The 18,432-nt window shown below is 66.8% G+C and carries 14 protein-coding genes; 6 read left to right on the plus strand and 8 right to left on the minus strand.

The annotated features are described in order from the left end of the window. Window positions 1-61 precede the first annotated feature (61 nt). Together CEY11_RS00395 and CEY11_RS00400 are read right to left on the minus strand one after the other, a co-directional pair. Entirely contained in the window at window positions 62-2,383 is a 2,322-nt protein-coding gene (locus CEY11_RS00395; protein ID WP_233154651.1) for an ATP-dependent DNA helicase, read from the minus strand. A 221-nt stretch (window positions 2,384-2,604) separates the two neighbouring features. Next, window positions 2,605-4,260, minus strand: coding sequence for a VRR-NUC domain-containing protein (locus CEY11_RS00400; protein ID WP_088601372.1), 1,656 nt, complete (start codon window positions 4,258-4,260; stop codon window positions 2,605-2,607). Window positions 4,261-4,540: 280 nt separating this feature from the next. On the opposite strand from CEY11_RS00400, the gene CEY11_RS00405 reads away from it, so the two are divergent. Together CEY11_RS00405 and CEY11_RS00410 are read left to right on the plus strand one after the other, a co-directional pair. Further along, window positions 4,541-5,488, plus strand: a complete 948-nt coding sequence (locus tag CEY11_RS00405) for a 5'-methylthioadenosine/S-adenosylhomocysteine nucleosidase (RefSeq protein WP_233154652.1) — start codon at window positions 4,541-4,543, stop codon at window positions 5,486-5,488. Between the two features lie 262 nt (window positions 5,489-5,750). After that, on the plus strand, window positions 5,751-6,260 hold the full coding sequence (locus CEY11_RS00410) for a cupin domain-containing protein (RefSeq protein ID WP_088601373.1): 510 nt from the start codon (window positions 5,751-5,753) through the stop codon (window positions 6,258-6,260). Between the two features lie 168 nt (window positions 6,261-6,428). Here CEY11_RS00410 and CEY11_RS00415 read toward each other — a convergent pair whose 3' ends face one another. Continuing rightward, on the minus strand, window positions 6,429-7,127 hold the full coding sequence (locus CEY11_RS00415; RefSeq protein ID WP_088601374.1) for a FadR/GntR family transcriptional regulator: 699 nt from the start codon (window positions 7,125-7,127) through the stop codon (window positions 6,429-6,431). Between the two features lie 388 nt (window positions 7,128-7,515). Between CEY11_RS00415 and CEY11_RS00420 the strand changes: the two genes are divergently transcribed. Beyond that, complete coding sequence (locus tag CEY11_RS00420) at window positions 7,516-8,724, plus strand: mandelate racemase/muconate lactonizing enzyme family protein (RefSeq protein WP_088601375.1); 1,209 nt, start codon at window positions 7,516-7,518, stop codon at window positions 8,722-8,724. 382 nt (window positions 8,725-9,106) lie between these two features. Continuing rightward, window positions 9,107-10,075 (plus strand): Bug family tripartite tricarboxylate transporter substrate binding protein, encoded by a 969-nt coding sequence (locus tag CEY11_RS00425; protein WP_088601376.1) that lies wholly within the window; start codon window positions 9,107-9,109, stop codon window positions 10,073-10,075. Between the two features lie 139 nt (window positions 10,076-10,214). On the opposite strand, the gene CEY11_RS00430 is transcribed toward CEY11_RS00425, so the two are convergent. The 5 genes from CEY11_RS00430 to CEY11_RS00450 form a co-directional block, all read right to left on the minus strand. Beyond that, window positions 10,215-11,039 carry a phosphodiesterase gene (locus CEY11_RS00430; RefSeq protein ID WP_088601564.1) on the minus strand — a complete coding sequence of 275 codons (825 nt, stop codon included), beginning with the start codon at window positions 11,037-11,039 and terminating at the stop codon, window positions 10,215-10,217. Window positions 11,040-11,124: 85 nt separating this feature from the next. Further along, window positions 11,125-12,171, minus strand: a complete 1,047-nt coding sequence (locus CEY11_RS00435; RefSeq protein WP_088601377.1) for an ABC transporter ATP-binding protein — start codon at window positions 12,169-12,171, stop codon at window positions 11,125-11,127. Between the two features lie 55 nt (window positions 12,172-12,226). Beyond that, window positions 12,227-13,021: an ABC transporter permease gene (locus tag CEY11_RS00440; RefSeq protein WP_088601378.1), complete on the minus strand. Its 795-nt coding sequence runs from the start codon at window positions 13,019-13,021 to the stop codon at window positions 12,227-12,229. Next, window positions 13,021-13,848, minus strand: a complete 828-nt coding sequence (locus CEY11_RS00445; RefSeq protein WP_088601379.1) for an ABC transporter permease — start codon at window positions 13,846-13,848, stop codon at window positions 13,021-13,023. Before CEY11_RS00445 ends, CEY11_RS00440 begins: the two co-directional genes overlap by 1 nt. A 21-nt stretch (window positions 13,849-13,869) precedes the next feature. After that, the gene (locus CEY11_RS00450) at window positions 13,870-14,883 is read right to left on the minus strand and encodes an ABC transporter substrate-binding protein (RefSeq protein ID WP_088601380.1); all 1,014 of its coding nucleotides are present in this window, start codon (window positions 14,881-14,883) and stop codon (window positions 13,870-13,872) included. Between the two features lie 570 nt (window positions 14,884-15,453). On the opposite strand from CEY11_RS00450, the gene CEY11_RS00455 reads away from it, so the two are divergent. Both CEY11_RS00455 and CEY11_RS00460 read left to right on the plus strand, forming a co-directional pair. Beyond that, on the plus strand, window positions 15,454-17,298 hold the full coding sequence (locus CEY11_RS00455; protein WP_088601381.1) for a phosphoenolpyruvate carboxykinase (GTP): 1,845 nt from the start codon (window positions 15,454-15,456) through the stop codon (window positions 17,296-17,298). A 127-nt stretch (window positions 17,299-17,425) separates the two neighbouring features. Continuing rightward, entirely contained in the window at window positions 17,426-18,364 is a 939-nt protein-coding gene (locus CEY11_RS00460) for a LysR family transcriptional regulator (RefSeq protein WP_088601382.1), read from the plus strand. Window positions 18,365-18,432: the final 68 nt, after the last annotated feature.

The raw sequence follows: 18,432 nt of genomic DNA on the forward strand, positions 1-18,432 counted from the left end.
CCGATCCGCCCGGCTGGTTTGGCTTGTGCGCGCCGGGGAATGCTGCGACGCCGCGCCGTCGTTATGCCCGTGCCCGGTTCTCGCTTGCCGCACGAGGCGCCTGCATCGGCTCCACCCGCCACCACGGCGGCAGCAGGCCGCGCACCTGGGCGCGGTCGTAGCGGTCGTCGATCAGGTACAGCACGCCCTGGTCGTCATGGCCGCGGATGATGCGGCCTGCGGCCTGCACCACTTTGCGCAGGCCGGGGTATAGGTAGGCGTAGTCGTAGCCGCGGCCGAAGGCGGCGTCCATGCGCCGCATGATTTCTTCATTCACGGGGTTGATCTGCGGCAGGCCCAGGGTGGCGATGAAGGCGCCGATCAGGCGGCGGCCGGGCAGATCCACGCCTTCGGCGAAGGCGCCGCCCAGCACCGCGAAGCCTATGCCCTGGCCCTGGTCGGTGAAGTTTTCCAGGAAGGCCAGCCGCTCGGCTTCGTTCATCGAAGGCGCTTGCTCCCAGGCGGGAATGTCCGGATGCAATTGGCGGAACAGGCCGGCGAGCTGCCCCAGGTAGTCGAAGCTGCTGAGGAAAGCCAGATAGTTGCCGGGCCGCGCCCGGTATTGCTGCGCCATCAGTTCTACCACCGGTGCCAGCGAAGCCTGGCGATGCCGGTAGCGCGTGGAGATGTGGCGGGCGATGCGCACCTGCAACTGCTCGGCCTTGAATGGCGAGGCCACGTCGACCCAGGCGGCCTGCGCGGGCAGGCCGAGGGTGTCGGCGTAATAGGCCCAGGGCGTCAGCGTGGCCGAGAACAGGGTGCAGGTATGCGCGGCGGCGTAGCGTTCGGCCAGGAAGGGTGCCGGAATCAGGTTCCTGATGCACAGCGCCGATTGCCCGCGCACTGTGGCGCCTTCTTGCCCGCGTGCTGCGGTGCCGGCGGCGCCCGGCGCGGCCAGGCTTACGTCCCACACCGAATGGGCGCGGTCGTAGAGTTCGGCCAGTTGCAGGAAGTGCAGGGCATCGAAGTAGAAGCGCAGCAGCGCGCTGTCGGCGCTGCGCGGGTTGGCGTCCTGCTCGTCGGACAGTACGCCGACGGCGCGCTGCAGTGCGGCGATGAAGGCCGCGGGCAGTTCGTCGCGCGCCTCGTAAGCTTCGGTTTGATCCGCGCACAGTGCGTTCCAGCGGCGCGCCACGGCGTCCAGCGCGCGCCTGGCGGCCGCGGGTGCCGCGCGGCGCGCCGCCGCCAGCTGGGATCTGTGCAGTTGTGCCGTGTACATGCCGCGCGCGCGTTCGAGCAGGTTGTGGGCCTCGTCCACCAGCACCCCGACGCGCCATTCATAGTCCTGGGCCAGGCGGTACAGGGGCGCGTGCAGGTCGAAGTAATAATTGAAATCGCCTACCGCCACGTCGCACCAGCGCATCAGATCCTGGCCCAGGTAGTAGGGGCAGACCTGGTGCTGCGCCGCGACCGCGCGCAGGGCGGGGCGGTCGAGCCGGGTGCCTTGCAGCGCCTGTGCCCTGGCCTGGGGCAGGCGGTCGTAGAAGCCCTGGGCCAGCGGGCAGGATTCGCCGTGGCAGGCTTTGTCGGGATGTTCGCAAGCCTTGTCGCGCGCCTGCAGTTCCAGCACCCGCAAGACGGGCGCATCCTGCGCCGCCTCGATCCGCTGCAGTGCCTGCAGCGCCAGCGCGCGGCCGGGTGTCTTGGCCGTCAGGAAGAAGATCTTGTCCAGGCCCTGCGCCGGCGCCGCCTTCAACAAGGGAAACAGGGTGCCTATGGTCTTGCCTATGCCGGTCGGAGCCTGCGCGCCCAGGCACAGCCCGGCGCGCGCCGCGTTGTACACGGCTACGGCCAGTGGCCGCTGGCCTTCGCGAAAGCCGGGGTAGGGGAATGACAGCCGCGCCAGGGCCGCATCGCGCCGCGCGCGGTGCGCCAGTTCCTGTTCGGACCAGTCCAGGAAGCTTGAGCACAGCGCCTCGAAGCGCCGCCGCAGTTCGGCCGCCTCGTGGGTTTCGGCGAGCACGGTTTCGCGCCTGGCGGCGATGTCGAAATAGACCAGGGCCACTTCGATGCGCGCCAGCCCTTGCCGTTCGCACATCAGGTGCGCGTAGGTAAGCGCCTGGGCCCAATGCAGGTGGCGATGGTTTTCCGGCATGTGGCGCAGATCGCCGCGGTAGGTCTTGATTTCTTCGAGCCGGTTACGCGCCGGATCGTAGCCGTCGGCGCGGCCGCGCACCCGCAGGTGGCGGAAGCTGCCGCTTAGCGCCACTTCGGCCTGATAGCCTGCGCCGCGCTGCGACCTGACCCAGGCGTGGCCGGCGATGCCCTCGCGGGCGCTGGGCGCCGGCGTGAAGCGCAGGTCGAGATCGCCGCGGCGCGCACCGAATTCACACAGCGCACGCACTGCGATCGTGTAGGCGGCGGCCGGGGTCGGGTGATCCTCGCAGGCCTGGATGGGGCTTGTCGATTCCCCGGAGCTTCTCGCCGGCCCTCGAACGATGCTATCTGGCTCCGGAGCGATGCTCTTCGGCCTTCGAGCGGCGGCCTCGGGGCCCTGTTCAAGATCGTCCGGCCTTTGGTCAAGGTTCTTTACGGCGCAAGCGGGCCGTTCTTGCGGCTGGGCGTTCATGGCGCTGCGGCTTCCCACTGCACGTGGCAGACCGCCACCGGCATGCCGTGCGTGATGCAGTCGTCCAGCCAGCGGCGCTGGTTGTCTTGCACCCGGTCGCCCGGGCCCTTGACCTCGACTAGGCGATATCCGCCAGTATCCGGCCAGAACTGGATCAGGTCGGGCAGGCCGGCGCGATTGGCGGCCGGGTCGGCCAGCAGGCGCTCGAACCAGCGCCGCAGGTGCGCCGCCGGTATGCATTCCAGGGCAAGTTCCAGCAGCGTCTCGTCCAGGGCCTGCCAGGCGACGAACTGCGATTGCAGGCCTGTTTTTGCGTGGAAATTGCGCCGGATGACGCGCTTGTATGCGTCGCTGTCCAGGTGCGCCAGGCAGGCGTCGAACAGCGCCTGGCGCCGCTTGTGGAAGGCCGGGCTGCGCAGATCCGCCGGGCCGCTCTGGAATGGATGGAAGAACGCGCCCGGCAGGGCGGCATACAGGGCATCCCAGCACAGCAGGCCGAACAGCGCATTGATCAAGGTGTTCTCGACGTAATAGACCGTGCCGCCGTCGCGTTCCAGACGGGCTCTGGCGGCTTCTTCCACCGAACCGGGCGCCGGCGGCAGGCGCAGCCGCAACAGCGGGATGGCGGCCGCCTTCGGCACCGGCGCGGCGGGTAGCCCGAGCCTGCGCCGCAGCCGCGGGCCGATGCGCCGCAGCGCCTGCAGCTCGGCCTCGTCGGCGCGCCCATCCCGTGCAATGGCCTCGAGCCAGCGCAGCGCGGTGCGCGTGCGCCCCAGGCGCTCGAGCATGCGAATGGCGCGCACCCGGCATGCGCCGGGGCCGCCGCGGCGATAGGCGCGCAGGGCGGCGGGCAACTGGCCCGATCTTTCCAGTTCCCTGCCCAGGTGTTCCAGCAGGCGCACGCGGCGGCGTTCGACCCATTCATTGGCGTAGGGCCGCGGCGGAATTTCAAGCAGCAGCGTGTCGGCCTGCCCGCCGGCTTGCTCTGCGGCTTCGAGCCGCTCGCCGCAGTGGTGCAGGAACAGGTAGTCGTCGACGTCGTTGCGGCGCGGGAAGGCGCGTGCCGAAGGCGCGAAATCGACTTTTTCGTAGCGGTACATACCGAGGTCGGCCAGCACGAATTCCGTCCAGTCCTGGCGCAGGTTGCCAAAGAACATCAGGCGCACGCGTTCGCACAGCGGCATGATCCGCAGCTCATAGACCGGGCCGGCGGCCTGGGGATGCCAGGCGGACAGCGCTTGCGGCCGTTCGCGGCCCGGCAGCAGTGCCGCCAGCATCTGGGCCTTGCGGCCGGCCGTCGCCGCCGGCTTACCGAACATCTGCGCCAGCTCTGCCTTGCCGTACAGGCCGAAGAGCTGTTCCAGCCCGAGCAGCGGGTTGGCGTCGACCCAGCCACGCTCGGCCAGGGCGGCGGCGGCCGCAAGGGGACAGCCGATTTCCGCATAGCGCAGCTTGTCGCTGCGAAACAGCGTGCCCTTGCGCATGATCATGCGCACCAGCAGCGCCCGCGAGGCGCGCGGCAACGTGGGGAATTCGCTCATGAAGCCCGATTCCGCCGCGTCGAGCAGGTCGGCGCTGCGCGTGCGCACCCATGCGAGTGCCGTCTCGAAATTGGCGAGGTAGTAGTAGGGATCTTCCAGAACCCGCTTCATGGCTGTGTATGTCGTGCAAGCCGGCGCGATGGCGCCGGCACGTTGCGATGCTTATGGCTATGGCTATGGCTGCGGCAGCGGGCGTGGCAACGGGCTGGGCCCGGCCTACCCTTGCTGGCATCACACCAGGCATCACACCAGGCATCACACCAGGCATCACACCAGGCATCACACCAGGGGCGCCGCTCTCGTACTGTACATCAATACAGTATGTGGCGCACTTACATGCAATTACAATGCTCCGCACGCGGGGCTGCCCGCAAACCTACAGGAATCCGCCATGTCCATGCCCAAGCTGTTGCGCGCGCTTATGTTCACCTTTGTCGTGCTGCTGTGCTCGGGCGTGTCCTGGCTCGGCCTGACTGGGCCGGCGGCCGCCGCCGAGCTGCTCGACGGCACGCCGCGCATCGCCGTGATCTCGGCCTTCCAGCCCGAGCTGGCCCTATTGCTGAAAAAAGTGCAAGAGCCGCATGAATATTCGGCCAATGGCGTGCAGTTCACCACCGGCACGCTGCAGGGCAAACCGGTGGTGCTGTTCCTTAGCGGCATCAGCATGACCAATGCCGCGATGACCACGCAACTGGCGCTGGATCGCTTCCGCATCAGCCACATCGTGTTCAGCGGCATCGCCGGCGGCGTCAACCCGCAATTGCACATCGGCGACGTCACCGTGGCACAGCGCTGGGGCCAGTATCTGGAACTGCTGATGGCGCGTGAAACCGCGCCGGGGGTATACACGCCGCCGCCCGGCAAAGACACCCTGCACCTGCCGCATTACGGCATGATGTTCGTGCGCCCCGTGCGGGTGCGCTCGGCCGCGCATCCGCAGCTGGAAAGCAAGTTCTGGTTCGACGTCGATCCGCAGATGCTGGAAGTGGCGCGCAGCCTGCGCGGCGTGCAGCTGGGCGCCTGCGACCATGCCGGCAAATGCCTGAGCCGGCCGCCCGAGCTGGTGGTGGGCGGCAGCGGCGTTTCGGGTTCGGCCTTCGTCGACAATGCGGCGTTTCGCCGCTACGTGTACGACACCTTCCATGCCAATGTGCTGGACATGGAAAGCGCCGCCTGCGCCGCGGTGGCCTACAGCAACGCGGTACCGTTCATCGCTTTTCGATCCCTTAGCGACCTGGCCGGCGGCGGCGAGGGCGTCAACGAAATGCACACCTTCCTGAGCATCGCGGCCGACAATTCCGCCAAGGTGCTGCTGGCCTTCCTGGAGGCATGGCATTGACGCGGTGCTTTTCGCCCGGGCTCATAAGCTGGGGTCTGCCGACGCCGACGCCGAAGTCGAAGCCGGCTTGCCGGCGCTACGACGCTACGACGCTGCGACACTATGGCGCTATTGATCCGGCATGGTTGTGTCTGAACTTATTGCCCTTGGCGCAGCCAGTGGCGTCAATTCAAACTTCATCGTGCCGGATCTACAGGAAGGTGGCGCCACTTTCAACGCCGACACGCCCTGGGCAGACCAGGCATTATCCGCAAGGTGCACCATGCACGACATCGCCACAGAACTGATCCGCCGCCTGGGCCTGCAGCCGCATCCCGAGGGCGGCCATTATCGCGAAACCTACCGCGGCGCGCAGCAGGTGCTGCGCACGCCGCAGGGCCCGGCGCGCAGCGCCGGCACGGCCATTTATTACCTGCTGCATGACCAGGCCTATTCCGCCTGGCACCGCATCGCCTCGGACGAGATCTGGCATTTTTACGCCGGCGGCACTTTGCTCGTGCACGTGCTGCAAGAGGGGGCAGCCATACCCATACACACTCATCGGCTCGGCGACGCTTTGCGCGACCCGGCCGCGGCCTACCAGGCGGTGGTGCCGGCGGGTAGCTGGTTCGGCGCGGAACTGGCCGAGCCCGACGGCTACGCGCTGGTGGGCTGTACGGTGGCGCCGGGCTTCGAGTTCAGCGAATTCGAACTGGCCGATACCGATGCGCTGCTGGCCGGCCATCCCGGCCACGGCGACCTGATCCGCCGCCTGGCTCCTAAACAGGGTTGAGAGGAGCCGAACCCGGGCGGCTTGCCCGCGTGTGGGGCTCGGCACACCTGTGGGCCGTTTGCCGCGGCCCGGCACACCTCTACGCCATTTGCTTCGGCACGGGTCGGCAGCGCCGCACCGCCCGGCGCTCTTGCTGGAGCGTAGGCCCGTCGGCTGCGCGCCGCCGCCTTATTTCCCGAACAACCGGCCTATGCCGCCCACCAGATGCGCGGTCATGGCCTCGCGCGCGGCCGCCGGGTCGCCCGAGGCGATGGCCTGCTCGATGGCGCTGTGTTCGCGGTACACATCCTGCATGCGCTGTGCCAGCGGCCGATCCGACAGCTGGCGTATCAGCCCGATGCTGAAGCGGGTCTGTGCGGCCAGCGCTTCCATGGTCATGGAAAAGAACCTGTTGCCGCTGGCCTGGGCGATGGCGGCGTGGAAGGCGATGTCTTCTTCGATGCCGTCGCCGCCGGCCGCCATGGCGGACTCCAGCCGGCGGCGGCGCCGGCCGATTTCCGCCAGGCCTTCGCGATCGTGCAGCGTGGCTGCCCGCGCCGCCATTTCCCCTTCAAGACTGCTGCGGAATTCCAGGAAGCTGCGCACGTCGGGAATGCTGGTGAGCGGGCCGAAGCTGACCTTGGGGCTGGACGCGCTAGCGGTGTCTGCAACGTAGTTGCCGGCGCCCTTGCGGGTGGAAATCCGCCCCTCGGCGCGCAGCCGGGTCAGGGCCTGGCGCAGCACCGGCCGCGAAACGCGCAAGCGCTGCGCCAGCTCGTTTTCGGAAGGCAGCCGCGACAGCGGCGGCAGTTCCCCGGAGCCCAGCCACGCTGTCAGCTCTTCGTAGACTACATCGCCCAGCAGGCGTTCGGATTGAGGCTTGTTCATGCGGCGTAAGTGTGGGGCAAGTTGCCCGGCCCGGGCAAGCGGAGGCGGAACCAGAAGCAGCGCGTGGCGCTGGCACGCGCCCCGGCGCCCGGGCCGCACGCTGCTGCTGGTCTATTCGGCACGGCTTGCCTGGGCCGGCTCGACACGGCCGATTCTACGGAGCCGATGCCGATGGCAGAGAGTGGATTGAACGGCCGTGCGTATCATCGCACAGCCTGGTAAACGTGTAAAATCAGTAAATCAAATAAAAGTTAAATAAAAAATTTGATTGACAGATTTTACATGGATGCGCAGAATAGCGTGCATTCCAATTCCGCATCCGGGTTGTACGTCTCCTGTGCGGCCTGGCACCCGTCGTCCATTTAATCGTCAGAGCTCGTGGAGCACCATGTCACGCATCACCGCATTACGCAGCATACGCATTGCCGAACGGCCCAATCTCATCTGGGTCGAACTAGAAACCGAAGACGGCCTGACCGGCCTGGGGGAGTCCTTCCGCGGCGCGCAGGCGGTCGAAGCCGTGCTGCACGAGCAGGTGGCGCCCTGGCTGCTGGGACGCGACGCCCGGCACATCGAAGCCGTCTCGAATCAGCTCATGAACCCCTACCTGGGCTTCAATAGCACGGGCGCGGAAACGCGCGCGGCCAGCGCCGTCGACATTGCCTTGTGGGATCTGGCCGGACAGCGCCAGGGTGTGCCGGTGCACATCGCGCTGGGCGGCGGCGTGCGCGACAGCATCCGCGTCTACAACACCTGCGCGGGCTACGCCTACAACACGGCAGGCGTGAATCGGCGCCATGCCACGGCCGACGATGCCATGGCCGGCCCCTACGATGACCAGGTGGCCTTCATGACGGACGCGGGCCGGCTGGCCGAAAGCCTGCTGGAAGAGGGCTATGCGGCGATGAAGATCTGGCCCTTCGACGGTTATGCCGCGGCCAGCGGCGGCCACATGATTTCGCTGACCGATCTGAAGGCCGGGCTCGAGCCTTTTCGCAAGGTGCGCCAGGCGGTGGGCGATCGCATCGAAGTCATGTGCGAGTTGCACAGCCTGTGGAACGCCCCGGCCGCGGCGCGCATCTGCCAGGCGCTGGAAGATTACGGCGTGTTCTGGGCCGAAGACCCCGTGTGCAAGATGAGCGATGCGGCTGCGCTGGCCGATCTGCGCAGCCGCACCCGCATGCCGATCTGCGGCAGCGAGACCCTGGGCAGCGCCCGCGCCTTTCGCGATCATCTGGCCGCCGGCGCCCTGGACATCGTGATGCTGGATCTTGCCTGGTGCGGCGGGCTGACCGAAGGGCGCAAGATCGCGGCCCTGGCGCAGGCCTATGCCAAGCCCATCGCGCCGCACGACTGCACCGGGCCGGTCACGCTGATGGCGGGGCTGCACCTGGCCTTGCATGCGCCCAACGCCATATTCCAGGAAGTCGTGCGGGCCACGCTGGCGAGCTGGTACCGCGACCTGGTCAGCGGCCTGCCCGAGATCCGCGACGGCATGGCCTTGGCGCCGGCCGCGCCAGGGCTGGGCATGGCGCTGGCGCCCGATCTGCGCAAGCGGCCCGATGCCACGGTGCGGGTAAGCGGCACGGCGCGATAAGTGTGACGGCCTGCTTGGCCGGCCTGGCGCGTGCCCATGCGGCCATGCGGCCATGCGGCTCGCGAATCGGCGGGCAGGCCCGGGCGGCGCATGGAGATGCGCGGCGGGCAGGGACGCTGAACGGCCGCGCCATCGGCGAACGCCGAACCCGCATGCGCAGCCGGTATTAGGGAAAACACAGGGCCGGATTGTTTGAAAGCAGATTGACAGTATGCGCATACATTGTCAAAATCCTGCTAGGCTGAATTTACAAAATCTGACATCGTACAACTTAGATGATGGCTCTTGTAAAGGCCCTATGAATTCCTCTAAATAAATAGGGCTATATAGCGATACTTTTACAACACATCGTATTTCATACCTTTAACCTGACGGAGGGTACATGTTGAAACTCAAGACCTTGATGGGCGCCGCGCTGCTGGCGGCCACCGCCGCCACGGCCCAGGCCGCGTCTTATCCGGATCATGCCGTTACTATCGTCGTGCCGTTTCCGGCCGGCGGATCCACCGATTACGCCGGGCGGCTTGCGGCAGACATCCTGTCCAAGCAACTGCACGGCAACTTCATCGTGCAGAACAAGCCGGGCGCCACGGGTTCCATAGGCGCGGCCGAAGTAAAGCGTTCCGCAGCCGATGGCTATACGCTGCTGGTGTCGTCGCCCGCGGTGTACGCCGTCAATCAATACTTGTTCAAGAGCCTGCAGTACGATCCGGTGAAGGATTTCGACCCCATTACCATTCTGGTGCGGGCGCCCAATGTGCTGGTGGCCAATCCCAAGTCGCCGGCGCAAGACGTGCCCAGCCTCATCCGCTTGCTGAAGGAGCACCCCGGCACCGTTACTTTTGCCTCGTCGGGCAACGGCGCCACCGACCACCTTACCGCTGAACTCTTCTGGCAGAAAACCGGCACCAAGGGGCTGCATGTCCCGTATAAAGGCGGTGCGCCGGCTATTGCCGACCTGATGGGCGGCCAGGTGCAGTATTCCTTCCAGAACGTCAACGCCGTCATCGGGCAGATTCGCTCGGGCAAACTCAAGGCCCTGGCTGTCACCGCGGATCAGCGTTCGCCGGTGCTGCCCGACGTGCCCACCATGGCCGAGGCCGGCGTGCCGGGCCTGGCGGTCTATTCTTGGCAGGCTGCGGTCGCGCCCCATGGCATACCCGCCGATATTCAGGCCAAGCTCAACCAGGCGCTGGTCAAGGGCCTGCATCAGCCGGACGTCAAGGCCAAGCTGGAACATCTGGGCTTCGAAGTCGTGGGCGACACGCCCGAAGACTTCCGCAAGTTCCAGTTGGCGGAAATGGCGCGCTGGAAGAACGTAATCGAAACCGCGCACATCTCCATCAACTGATCGCAGCGGCAGCCGTCCGCCGGATCCGGTGGACGGCCGAGCGGGCCTGCGGCCCGCAGCCTGTTCTACGGGCTTGGCGTCGTGCCTGACCAGGGGTTCCAGCCGCAGGGCCGGAACCCCTGGTTACATGAACCGCTCGTCAATCGATCAGCTTACCCTCGGCATCGTAGAAGGGATACCTGCCGCCGTATTCTTCCACGTACACGGTGTGCGTCACCCAGCGCCCCTGCACTCGGGCGTGCATGAGCAGGGCGGGCGGCTCCATGATGAAGGCGCTGGGCCCGTCGGGCGCCAGGTCGTAGGCCACCTGATGCGCGGGCGAGGGGCAGATGCTGGCGACGGTGTGCGCGTAGCGCATTGTCACCGAACGGTGCACGTGGCCGCAGATCAGGCGTTCGACGTGATCGTGGCGCAGCAGCAGGGCTTCCAGGCGCCGCGCGTCGCCCGCCGCCAAAGCCTGCACGTCCATGTGCCGGATGCCGCAGGCGAAGGGCGGGTGGTGCATGCCGACTATCACGGCCTTGCCGCGGCGCGCCTCCAGCTGCGCGTCCAGCCAGGCCAGGCGCTCGTCGTCCAGGCGGCCGCCGCTGTTGGGCGGGTCTTGCGTGTCCAGCGCGATCAGGCTCAGCTCGTCGAAGTCTATGGCGTACTGTATGTAGCCCGGGCCGCCGCCCAGATAGCTGTGATCCGGAAAGGCCGCGCGCAGATTCTCGCGGTGGTCGTGATTGCCTACCATCAGGTAGCAGGGCATTTGCAGCAGTGCCAGTTCGCGGCGCAGCGACTCGTATTCCTGCGGCGCGCCGAAATCGCTCAGATCGCCCGTGATGACCAAGGCATGCGGGCGCGGCGCGAGCGTATTGAGCCTGGCCACGCAGCGGCGCAGGTAGGCGGTGGTGTCGACCTTTTTGTAGGCCAGCAGGCCCGGCCTCTTGATATGCAGATCGCTGATCTGTGCCAGCAGCATGCTCATTGATGGGCCCTCCTGTCGCTGTGCGACATCTTCGCCGAGGGAGGAACCGCACGCCCTCCGGGCGGCCGCGCGGGCGCGCTCACTCCCCCTCCATGATCAACAGCCGTTCGGGGGGGATGTGCACGCCCACTTGCTCGCCCGGCTGCAGCGTGCTGCGGCTGGGGGCTTCGACGCAGACGCGGGTTTCGGACAGGCCGTCCAGGTAGACGCGGCTGCGGTCGCCCAGGAATTGCACGCTGGCCACCGTGCCGCGCAAGGCGGCATCGGCCGCGGGCAGCAGGCTCGCGTCCTCGGGCCTGAAGTGGATTTCGGCCAGGCCCGCGGCCCGTTCCGGGCAGGCCAGCCGGCCGCCCTGCACATGGAACTCGCCGTCGCGATAGGCGCCGCGCAGGCTGTTGAGCGAGCCCAGGAACTGCGCTACGTGGCGGCTGCCGGGGTTGAAATAGATTTCGTGCGGAGTGCCGGCCTGTTCGATGCGGCCGTTGCTCATGACCACCACCCGGTCGCCCAGCACCATGGCTTCGGCCTGGTCGTGGGTGACGTACACCGTGGTCACGCCCAGGTTCTTCAGCAGCAGATCCATGTCGGTGCGCAAGGTCTCGCGCAGCTTGGCGTCCAGCGCCGTCAGCGGCTCGTCCAGTAGCAGCACGCGCGGCTCGGGAGCCAGGGCGCGCGCCAGCGCCACGCGCTGCTTCTGGCCGCCCGACAGCTGCGAGATCTGCTTGTCGCCGTGTTCGGTCAAGTGCACCAGTTCCAGCAGCTCGTCGACCCGCTGGGCGCGTTCGCGCGCCGGCATCTTTTTGATCTTCAGGCCGTAGCCGATGTTGTCGCGCACGCTGAAGTTGGGGAACAGCGCATAGTTCTGGAACACCATGCCGACGCGCCGTTCTTCGATCGGCTTGGCGGTAACGTCTTCGTCGCCGAAGTACACCCGGCCGCCCGGGTCGGGCCGCTCCAGGCCGGCGATCAGGCGCAGGGTCGTGGTCTTGCCGCAGCCCGAAGGCCCCAGCAGCACCACGGTCTCGCCCGCGCCGATGCTCAGGCTGGTGGGCTGCAGCACGCGGGCGTTCGAGCCGTAGGTCTTGGCGCAACCTTCCAGTCTTATGGGTATCGAGTTCAGCTTCATTGATCTGTTCTTGACGCTTGATGTGTTCTTGGCAGTTCGTATGCCCCTGGCACGTTCACGGCTTGCGGCGCTGCGAGCGATCCATGGCCTGCAGCACCAGCAGCAGGGGTATGACGATGATGAAGAATATCGTCGTATAGGCGCTGCCCACCTCGATGCGCAGCGACGCATAGGCGTCGGCCAGCCCCACTGGCAAGGTCTTGGTCTGCGGCGTGTGCAGCATCCAGGTCAGGTTGAATTCGCCCAGCGACAGGGTCACCACCATCAGGGCGCCGGCCGTGATGCCGGAACGGATATTGGGAATCACCACCGTAGTGAAGCGCTGCGCGAAGCGCGCGCCCAGGCTGGCCGCGCCTTCTTCCAGCAGCCGGATGTTCTGGCCGGCGCAGGCAGCGGCCACCGAGCGCACCATGAAGGGCAGGGTGAACACCACGTGGCCGGCGATGATGAACCAGAGGCTGATGCGAAAGCCCCGCAGGCCGCCATATACGCTGATGATGGCCAGGGCGCTGGCCAGCCCCGGCAGGGCGATGGGCAGGGTGATCAGCTCTTCGATGAAGCGCGACGCGCGGCTTTGCCAGCGCGACAGCACGTAGCCGGCCGGCACGCCCACCAGCGTCACGATGACCAGGGTGCACGCGGCCACCAGCAGCGAATTGACGATGGCGCCGTGGTAATCGGTGATGACCTCCAGCACCCATTTCCAGGTCAGGCCGGCCTTGATGCCCCTGAAGTAGTTCACCAGGAAACCGGTCAGCGCCGAGGTAAGCACCGGCACGAACAGGAACGCGCACAGGGCCAGCGTGACCAAAAGCTGAGCGGCGAACAGCAGGCGTTTGCGCAGCTTCATCAGCCCCCCGCTGCCATGGTGGCCGGGCCGGCCGCATTGCGCGCCAGCATGAGTATGGCCCAGGTGACCACGCCCAGAATCACGCTCAGCGCCGCGGCCGTTACCAGGTTGGCGTTCAGCGTGAACTCGGTGTAGATCGTCATGGGCAGCACGTTGATGTCGGTGGCCAGCGTGAAGGCCGTGCCGAAGGCGCCGATGGAGGTGGCGAAGCAGATGGCACCCGAGGCGATCAGCGAGGGCGCCAGCGCCGGCAGCGTGACGTCGCGCATCACCGCCCACGAGCCCGCACCCAGCGAGCGCGCCGCCTCGGCCACGGATTTGTCCAGCGATTGCGCGGCGGCCATCACCGTCAGCACGATCTTGGGTATGGAAAAGTACAAGTAGCCCAGGAACAGGCCCGACATGGAATAGGCGAACACCAGCTTGTGGCCGAACAGCGCCTGGCTGATGCTGCCTATCAGCCCCTGGCGCCCGGCCAGCATGATCACCATGAAGCCCACCACCACCCCGGGAAAGGCCAGCGGCAGCGTCAGCAGCGACACCAGCAGGCGCTTGCCCGGGAACTCGTGCTCGGTCAGGAACAGCCCGGCGATCACCGACAGCACGATGGTGGCGGCGGTGACCAGCAGCGACAGCAGCACCGTCTGCCACAGGCTGTTCACGTAGCGCGCATCGGTAAGTATGTCGGCGTAGGTGGCCAGGAAATGCCCGCCCGCGCTGATGCGCACCAGCACCGCGATGGGTATCAGCCAGAATGCGGCGAACAGGCTCAGCGCGGGCAGCAGCAGCGCCAGTCGCCACTGGGCGGGCAGGGTCAGGTCACGCATCGGGCGGCAGCTGGCTTTGCGCTAGTGCACCTGATCCAGGTACAGGCGCTGGAAGGGTTCCTGCTGCTTGGCGACCTCGGCGTAGTTCACCGTCTTGGAGCGCGCGTAGTCCGAAGCCGGCAGGAACTTGGCCGCGATGTCGGCGGGGATCTTCACGTTGCGCACCGGCTTCAGGAACGCGTTGGCCCAGTGCGCCTGGCCCTTGTCCGACAGCAGGTAGTCCAGCACCTTGTGGGCATTGGCCGGGTGCGGCGCGCCCTTGACCATGGCCATTACATAGGGGAACGAGACCGTGCCTTCCTTGGGTATGACGAAGGCGATGTTGGCGTGGTCTTTGTACTTGCCGCGATAGGCATTGAAGTCGAAGTCGATCAGGATCGGGATTTCGCCTGACAGCACGCGCGCATAGGCGGTCTGCTTGGGGATGATGGCCTGGTTCTGCTTGAGCTTCTTGAAGTAGTCGATGACCGGCTTGAAGTTGGACAGCGAGCCGCCCAGCGCCTGGTTGATGGCGATGGCCGCAGCGTAGCCCACGAAGGCGCTGCTGGGATCCAGGCAGCCCACCATGCCCTTGTATTCGGGCTTGAGCAGGTCGGCCCACGACTGCGGCACCGGCTTGCCTTCCAGTGCGTCCTTGTTGATGAACAGGCCCACCGAGCCGGAATGGATCGCCACCCAGTGCCCGTTCGGGTCTTTCAGGTCGGCCGGGATTTCATCCCAGTGCTTGGGCTTGTAGCTGCCCAGCACGTCGTACTTCATGGCCTCGATGGCCGAGGTGATGCCCAGGTAGACCACGTCGGCCACCGGGCTTTTCTTCTCGGCGATGATCTGGGCCAGCGATTGGCCGGAATTCTTGTTGTCCAGCGGTACCGTGATGCCGGTGTCGCGCTTGATGTTCTTGACCTGGCCGGCCCAGTCGGCCCATTCAGGCGGACAGTTGTAGCAGATGGCCATTTCGTCGGCCCGGGCCGCACCCGCGCCCAGGCAGGCCGCCATCGCGAACAGGCCGATCAGCCCGCGCAGTCTAGTCTTCATGTCTCGACTCCTTTGAAGTGATATGGGCGGCCTGCGCATGCGTGGCCGCCGCGTGCCGCCGGTTTGCCCTGGCCGGAAAGCCGAAAAGAGCGGGCCACCCCCTGTCGGCGGCATGAAGCTTGGCACGGATTCTTGGCGTTTTTATGACCGGTATGCGCCATTTTTTTGCCGTGTGGTTGAAAACGTTTTCATCTGGCCCGAATGAAGTTTATATCAGGCCTTGCCGGATTTATGCCTAGGGAAACTACCGAGGCTGCGGGCGGATGCAAGGCGCCGGATCCTGCGGCGGCCAGCGCCCCGTGCCGGAAAACCACCACGCTGCGGGTATAGCAGGCGCCGCAGCCCGCGTGTGCCGGGGGCGTGCGGGCATGGCCGCGGGGCGCCCGTAAAGATTGCGTACAGCTTGTAGCGGTGCCCCGAAACGCAATCGGTCTTAGAATAGTCATTTTCGCCGCCGCGCCGCCGGCCTTTCGGGGCCGGACAGACACTGCGCAGGCCGGCCGCCGCACGGCTCGATGCCGTGCCGCCTTGCCGCAGATTCCACCTTAGATCCCACGGAGAATCCTGTCCATGAATGCTGCAGCCGCTGTTGGTACCCCCATCGAACTGAACGCCCCCGACTGGGTGCGCCATGCGCGCCTGAAGGAATGGGTGGCCGGCATCGCCGCACTGACCCGGCCCGACCGCATCGAATGGTGCGATGGCTCCCAGGAAGAATATGACCGCCTGTGCGCCGCAATGGTCGAGGCCGGCACTTTGCGCCGCCTGAACCCGGCCAAGCGTCCCAATTCGTACCTGGCATGGTCCGACCCGGCCGACGTGGCGCGCGTCGAAGACCGCACCTTCATCTGCTCGGAACAGCAGGCCGACGCCGGCCCCACCAACAACTGGGTCGCGCCCGCCGAAATGCGCCAGACCTTGCGCGGCCTGTTCGACGGCTGCATGCGCGGGCGCACGCTGTATGTCATTCCGTTTTCCATGGGGCCGCTGGGCTCGCCCATCGCCCACATCGGCGTAGAGCTCAGCGATTCGCCTTATGTGGTGGCGAATATGCGCATCATGACCCGCATGGGCCGCAAGGTCTACGACGTGCTGGGCGCCGACGGCGAGTTCGTGCCCTGCGTGCACAGCGTGGGCAAGCCGCTGGCCGCGGGCGAGGCCGACGTGGCCTGGCCCTGCAACACCACCAAGTACATCGTGCATTTCCCGGAAAGCCGCCAGATCTGGTCGTTCGGCTCGGGCTACGGTGGCAATGCGCTGCTGGGCAAGAAGTGCTTCGCCCTGCGCATCGCTTCCACCATGGGGCGCGACCAGGGCTGGATGGCCGAGCACATGCTGGTGCTGGGCGTCACCTCGCCCGAGGGCAAGAAAATGCACGTGGCCGCGGCCTTCCCCTCGGCCTGCGGCAAGACCAATTTCGCCATGCTGATCCCGCCGCAGGCGCTGTCCGGCTGGAAAGTCACCACCATCGGCGACGACATCGCCTGGATCAAGCCGGGCGCCGACGGCAAGCTCTACGCCATCAACCCCGAGGCCGGCTATTTCGGCGTGGCGCCGGGCACTAGCGAAAAAACCAACTACAACTGCATGGCCTCGCTGCGCGAGAACGTGATATTTACCAATGTGGCCCTGACCGACGACGGCGACGTCTGGTGGGAAGGCATGGGCCCTGCGCCCGAGCACTGCATCGACTGGCAGGGCAATGACTGGACGCCGGGCTGCGGCCGCAAGGCGGCTCACCCCAACGCACGCTTCACCGTGGCCGCGGTGCAGAACCCGGCCATCGACCCGGAATGGGACAACCCCGCCGGCGTGGCGATCGACGCCTTCATCGTCGGCGGCCGGCGCTCCGACACCGTGCCGCTGGTGACCGAGGCGCGCAACTGGGTCGAAGGCGTGTACATGGCGGCCACGTTGGGTTCCGAGACCACCGCGGCGGCCGCCGGCGCGCAAGGCGTGGTGCGCCGCGACCCGTTCGCCATGCTGCCGTTCTGCGGCTACAACATGAGCTCTTATTTTGCCCACTGGCTGGAGCTGGGCGAGCGGCTGCGCGCCGCCGGCGCCAAGCTGCCGCGCTTCTTCTGCGTCAACTGGTTCCAGGTCGACGACCAGGGCAAGTTCATCTGGCCGGGCTTCGGCGAGAACATGCGGGTGCTGAAGTGGATGCTCGACCGCATCGAAGGCGGCGCGCAAGGCCAGGACAACCTCATCGGCATCTCGCCGCGCTATGAAGACATTGCCTGGGACGGCCTGGATTTCAGCGCCGGCGACTTCGCCCGCATCACCGCCGTCGATGCCGAAAACTGGCGCAGGGAACTTGGCCTGCATGCCGAACTGTTCGATCGCCTGAAAGACCGGCTGCCCGCCGAACTGCGCAGTCACCAGCAGGGCTTGCTGCAGCGCCTGCAGGCCTGAGTCCGGCGCGTATGCGCCGCCTTGCCGGGCCAGAGTGGCCCGGCAGTGCAAGGGCGCCGGGCCGGCGCAGTCGGCCGGTGCCGCTACATGCCGGCGCTGCGTAGCCGTGCATCCGCCCGAGGGGCTTATGGAACTGCGCCAGATCCGTTACTTCGTCAGGGTAGTCGAGCTGGGCAGCATGAGCCGGGCGGCGCTGGATCTGGGCGTCGTGCAGTCCGCGCTCAGCCAGCAGATCAGCCGCCTCGAAAGCGGTCTTGCGGTGCGGCTGCTGCTGCGCACCAGCCGCGGCGTGACGCCCACCGAGGCGGGGCTGGCCTTTCTGCGCGAGGCGCAGCTGATCCTGCGCCATGCCGACCAGGCGGCTCGGGCGGCGCAGCACTCGCGGCTTAGCGGCACCACCAGCGTGGGCCTGGCGCCGACCACCGCGGCGCGCCTGGCGATTCCATTCGTGTATGCCATGCGCGAGCGCTATCCCGATGTCAGGGTGCATTTGGTGGAAAGCCTGTCCGGGCATCTGGCCAGAATGCTCAACGACAGGCAGATAGACTTTGCGGTGCTGTTCAATGTCGACACGGCGCTGCGCTGGAACGTGGCGCCCCTGCTGCAAGAGCAGCTGTACTTGATTCGCGCCAGGCCGGCGGCCAGGCAGCCGCGGCAGCGCGCGGTGCGCATCGCGCAGCTGGCAAAACTGCCCTTGATCCTGCCGACCGCGGCCCACGGCCTGCGCAGCCTGCTCGACGCCGCGCTGGCGCGCGCCGGCATCAAGCCCATGGTAGTGGCCGAGATCGATTCGCTGACCGCGCTAATGGACGCCGTGGATCAGGGCCTGGGGGCGACCATCCAGCCGCATGCCGCGGTGGCGCGCTTCCCGGACGCCCGCACACGCTTCGAAGTCCGTGCGATCGCCGATCTCCAGGCCCCGCACATCAATTCCCTGTGCAGTCTTTCCGACGACGAGCTTTCGCCTGCCGCCCTGGGGGCGCGCATGGTGCTGATACGCTGCGCGCACGACCTGGTGCGGGCCGGCAAATGGCCAGGCGCCCGCGTGATCGATCACAATTTGTGATAGCCCCATATGGAAATCGGCCTGGGCGCCGTTCCTCTATGTGCGTAAAGTCGAATCTATGGCTCGCA

It is taken from the genome of Candidimonas nitroreducens (assembly GCF_002209565.1).
Lineage (GTDB): Bacteria > Pseudomonadota > Gammaproteobacteria > Burkholderiales > Burkholderiaceae_B > Candidimonas > Candidimonas nitroreducens.